1 protein-coding gene is annotated in these 4165 nt (G+C 60.5%); it reads right to left on the reverse strand.

Annotation, left to right across the window (positions count from 1 at the left end; translation table 11 throughout):
• Positions 1–3908: ThuA domain-containing protein (locus tag ABX749_RS24300; RefSeq protein ID WP_372898271.1), on the reverse strand; the 3908-nt coding region annotated here is incomplete at its 3' end.
• Positions 3909–4165 lie beyond the last annotated feature (257 nt).

Genomic DNA, 4165 nt, shown 5'->3' on the forward strand with positions numbered 1-4165 from the left:
CGCGCCTCGCCGTCTTCGATGCTGGTCGCGAACAAGGTGACGTCCTGTGGCTGTCCCGTCAGTCGCCAATAGCTTTCATCATACAGCTGCAGCGGCTCGATGTTGCGCATGATCGGATGGTCGGTGTTGTGGACGTTTAACGTCAGCGGTCCGTGCCGGTAACCGATGCTGCCCCCCTTGGACGCTAGGCCAATCCGCCTGGCAAACTCGCCGGCTCGGTCGTTTCCGTTGACCGCCCAATGGATGTAAACCGCTCCGCCACCGCGATCGAAAAACTGGTCCATCTTGCTTTGTCGCTGATCATTCCAATCGCCCTTTTGAAAAAACACCAGGACGTCAGCGGTCGCGAGTTGTTTGTCATCAGGAAAGTCCCAGGCCGCATCGACGTGTACGGCTTCGGCGGCTGCAAGCAACTGCCCCCACTGAATCTGCCACGCCGGGTAGTCGTGTTCACCCGGGCCATGATCTTTCTTGCCCGCCACCAAGACAATGTGGATCGGGTCGGGCGGGCTCGGTAGCGGCTGCGACCCGGCCAGGACGGCAGCGACTTCGGCTTGGGTGCGTACCGGTGGCGCTTCGAGCGGCGAATCCAGCGGCATGTGTGGCGGCGGGGTCAGCAAGAACGTCATCAGGTCGCGGAACTGGTCCGGCGTCAGTTTTTCGTCCAGGCCCTTGGGCATCACGGACACGTCGGCCGGCTTGATCGTGTCGATCTCCGCTCTGGTCAACCGCGTGGTCTTGCCATCGGCATCCCCCAAGATCAAATGCCCTTGCTGGGTTTGCAGCGTTCCGGTCAACACGCGGCCATCGGTGGTCAACACGGTGTTGCCCAGGTAGTCCGGATTGATCGCAAAACTTGGATGCTTGATGTCACGTTCCACCGACGCATAGTCGCGATGCACCAAATTGGTCAGGTCGGGCCCGATGTTGGGTCCGCCGCCGTGAATCGCGTGACACTTGAAACAACCTGCCGCGTCACTGTGGAACACGCGTCGCCCCCGGCCCCAGTTCCCGCCTTCGATCTCGGCGATTGTTTTTGATTCAACCGGCTCGGTATCCGAACCAGACTTCGAGGTCCACGGCAAAGAGACACGGCGCAGTGGCAGGGCACGCAATCGCGAGTCTTCGTTGGTTGATGCGGCGAGCGACCAATCGGGCGCGGAGTTCGCGGCAACCCGCGCACGCAGCGTCAGCGAAACGCTGTCGGCCGACTCGGGGGCAATCTCGACGCGGGCAACAAATCTTCCGTCATCCCCGCGAGTCGCCGCGATTTGCCGGTCTGCGATTTCAAGACTCAACGGCTGGGACGAACTGGCCGTCAGCGTGACGATTTCTTCGGGCCACTGGTAATCCAACGTCGAACCCGGTTGGACTTTCGGTCGCAGCAGGTCCTTCATGTCCAGCCGCGTCTTCAGCGTCATCTCGCCCCCGTCTGGCAACAGCGAACGGAGGTGATCATGGATCGCACTTTCACGCGTAAATTCGTCGGACACCTGCCAGTTGACGTGCGGCAACCAACCCGTCCATCGAACCGCGTCCGCCCCGTCATCGGCGTGACGGGCGAACGTTGCTTCGACACCTCCGAGCGTCAGGTCCAGATCGATTGATCGGCGTTGTTCGATCGATGCCCCAGTTGATTGGACGTCGAGGGGTTGATACGGGATCGACACGGCGTAGTGTGAATTGGCCAGCATCGGATCGGTTTGCAACAGCACGTTGCGGCGATCGGCGGACAACGCCATGCCGCGGACGGCGAGGTTTCGGCGCGGCGTCGCCAATTGCCGCTGAACGACCGCGTAGGGTGGCACCAGCGTTTCGAATTGATCTCCGGCGCGGACGAACGGGCCATACTGAATCACGATTTGATCGGCGACGTTTTGCAGCATCGCGGCGTCCAGCGGACGATCGAACGCGATCTGAATTTCACGCGACGAATTTGCCCAGGCTTGAAGGGGGCGGGCGATGTCCGGATCGGACATGCGGATGCGAAACAGTTTGCCTTTGCCCGTCGGTCCGGTGCCCCAGTCCGGCGGTCCGCTGTGGCACGCGACCACCAAGTCACCGTTCGGGGCGACGCAGGCATCGATGGTCAGCATTTGTAAGCACGCCAACAACTGGGTGGTTGCAACATAGCCGGCTTCTGTTTTGGCGAGTTGGGTTCGCCAGAGCTTGCCACGCGACTCGCCGCAAACAATCGCGTTTTCCGCCCAACCGCTCGGACCGAAACGAGGCGCCGACACACCGTCACCGTTGAAAACCATCCCGCACGTCGATTGATGTTGTGGGGCGTAATCGAACACCGACGGTTCGTCGATGACGTCTGGATTGTGTCGCGGATGCCGCGGCGGAAAACCGTAATGACGATCCGGGACGATATGTAGGAGTTCATCGAACGGATTTCCGTTGGGCAGCCACGTCGCACCTTCTTGCTCGGCACAAAACAAGTCGCCGTGCCGGTTAAAGGCGAATGCGATCGGGAAACGAATGCCGGTGCAAACCGTTTCACGCGTCTTGAAGTCCGGAGAGACACGCTGCACGGTGCCTCGGTCGCTTTGCAGGTCGTACTTCGCGAGACCTTGATCGTCGATCAAGTAGGCGTTGGCATAGTTCGCCGTCCCCAGGCCGAAGTACAAGGACCCGTCGGAGCCCATGGCGATTCCGGTGGCGTCAACGTTTTGAGGGATTTCGTCCCAACCCGTTGCCACCACCATTTCGTCATCTGCCCGATCGTCGCCGTCGGTGTCAACGATCAACGACACCTTGCCTTTGCTGGGCGTGAAGATGCCTTGGCCGTGCGGATAGTCCGTTGGCGTGACCAGCATGCCGATCGGTCCCCGCAGCGACCCCTCGTTCTTCCAAAACAGTTCCGCCCGGTCTTCCAGTCCGTCGCCGTCGCTGTCGCTCAACAAGTGGACGTCACCGTTGTATCCCAACGTAAACAGTTTACCGTCGTCCCGGAATCGGACGTTGTTGACGTTTGTCAGCTCGACGGGAATCTCGTGGACCTCGAAACCGGGAATCAGCATCTGGATCACCGGTGGGTTTTCGACCTTGACCAGTTCGACCGAATCCTGATCCAGCTTCAGCGCGCCCGGCAACTCTTCAGCGAGGTTTGCATGCTTCGCTGCTAGATAACGCTCGACCGCCCCCGTTTCTTCGTCCGTTAACGTTCGATCGTAAATCAACACCTCCGCGATGTCGCACGGCAACTGACCGTGAACCTGCAGCTTGCCCGGGCCGTTGGTGTGAAAGCGAGCGCCCAGCGTCATCTCCACCAGAGAGATCTCGGACGGTCGATAAGCCCGCCGGCCGGTGTCTTTGCCGTCGACCCTCAACGAAACCATCTCTGATGCTGCATCGACGTGCAGGGTGACTTGATGCAGCGTTCCGAACGCGCGACTGCCTTCCGACAGATCGCGAAACCCGCCGAAACCACGTCCCTCGGCATTGATCACGTCAAGCTTACGCGTCGGTCCCGGACCGAGGTCCAAATTGAATCCGGTTTCGTAGTCGCGTCCGCCCGGTGCATTGGACGAGAGCCAACCACGGAACTCGCCGGGGTTCGCATGTGCCGCCACAACGGTGAAAACAGTGAGCGATTTCGACGTGAGGTCGTTGCCGGCGCTGCGCAGGTGCGAGCGATCAAACCGCACCACGTGCGATTCCGCCACTTCCACAAGCGTCGGTTGATGGTCCTCTGTTGTTTGCGAAAAATCGTGCACACCGGCGGCGAGGTTCTGCCACGTGTTGACCGGCCCCGGCCGCTGTGATTTTGCCAGTTCGCCAGCATCGAGGTGCAAGACCAGCCCACTCAACTCGGGAATCGCCGGCACCGGTGGGTTTTTCGCCGGCGCAAGTCCAGCGATGAGAGTCAAACCGAGCAGCGAAAGAGTTCGAACGATGCGCATGGACATCCGCAGCTTTACCAATGGGGCTAATGATGGTGAGCCGATCGGGCTCGGGGGAAGGCGTCCCGTATTGTAGCCTGTTCACATGTGCCAGGTTGGTGCGTTGTCTCGCGCGGATGAACGATTCAATCGACGCTGGGTCTCGCGAGGTGGAGCAGTCGCCGTAAGGCATGCTGTGCATGCCATCAGACGATCTGTCACGCACAGCGTGACCTACCGTTGTATGATGTGTGCCCTCCGCGATGCCGCTCCCCGCC

Origin of the sequence: Stieleria sp. (assembly GCF_041595215.1) — a bacterium.
In the GTDB taxonomy this organism is placed as follows: Bacteria; Planctomycetota; Planctomycetia; order Pirellulales; family Pirellulaceae; genus Stieleria; species Stieleria magnilauensis.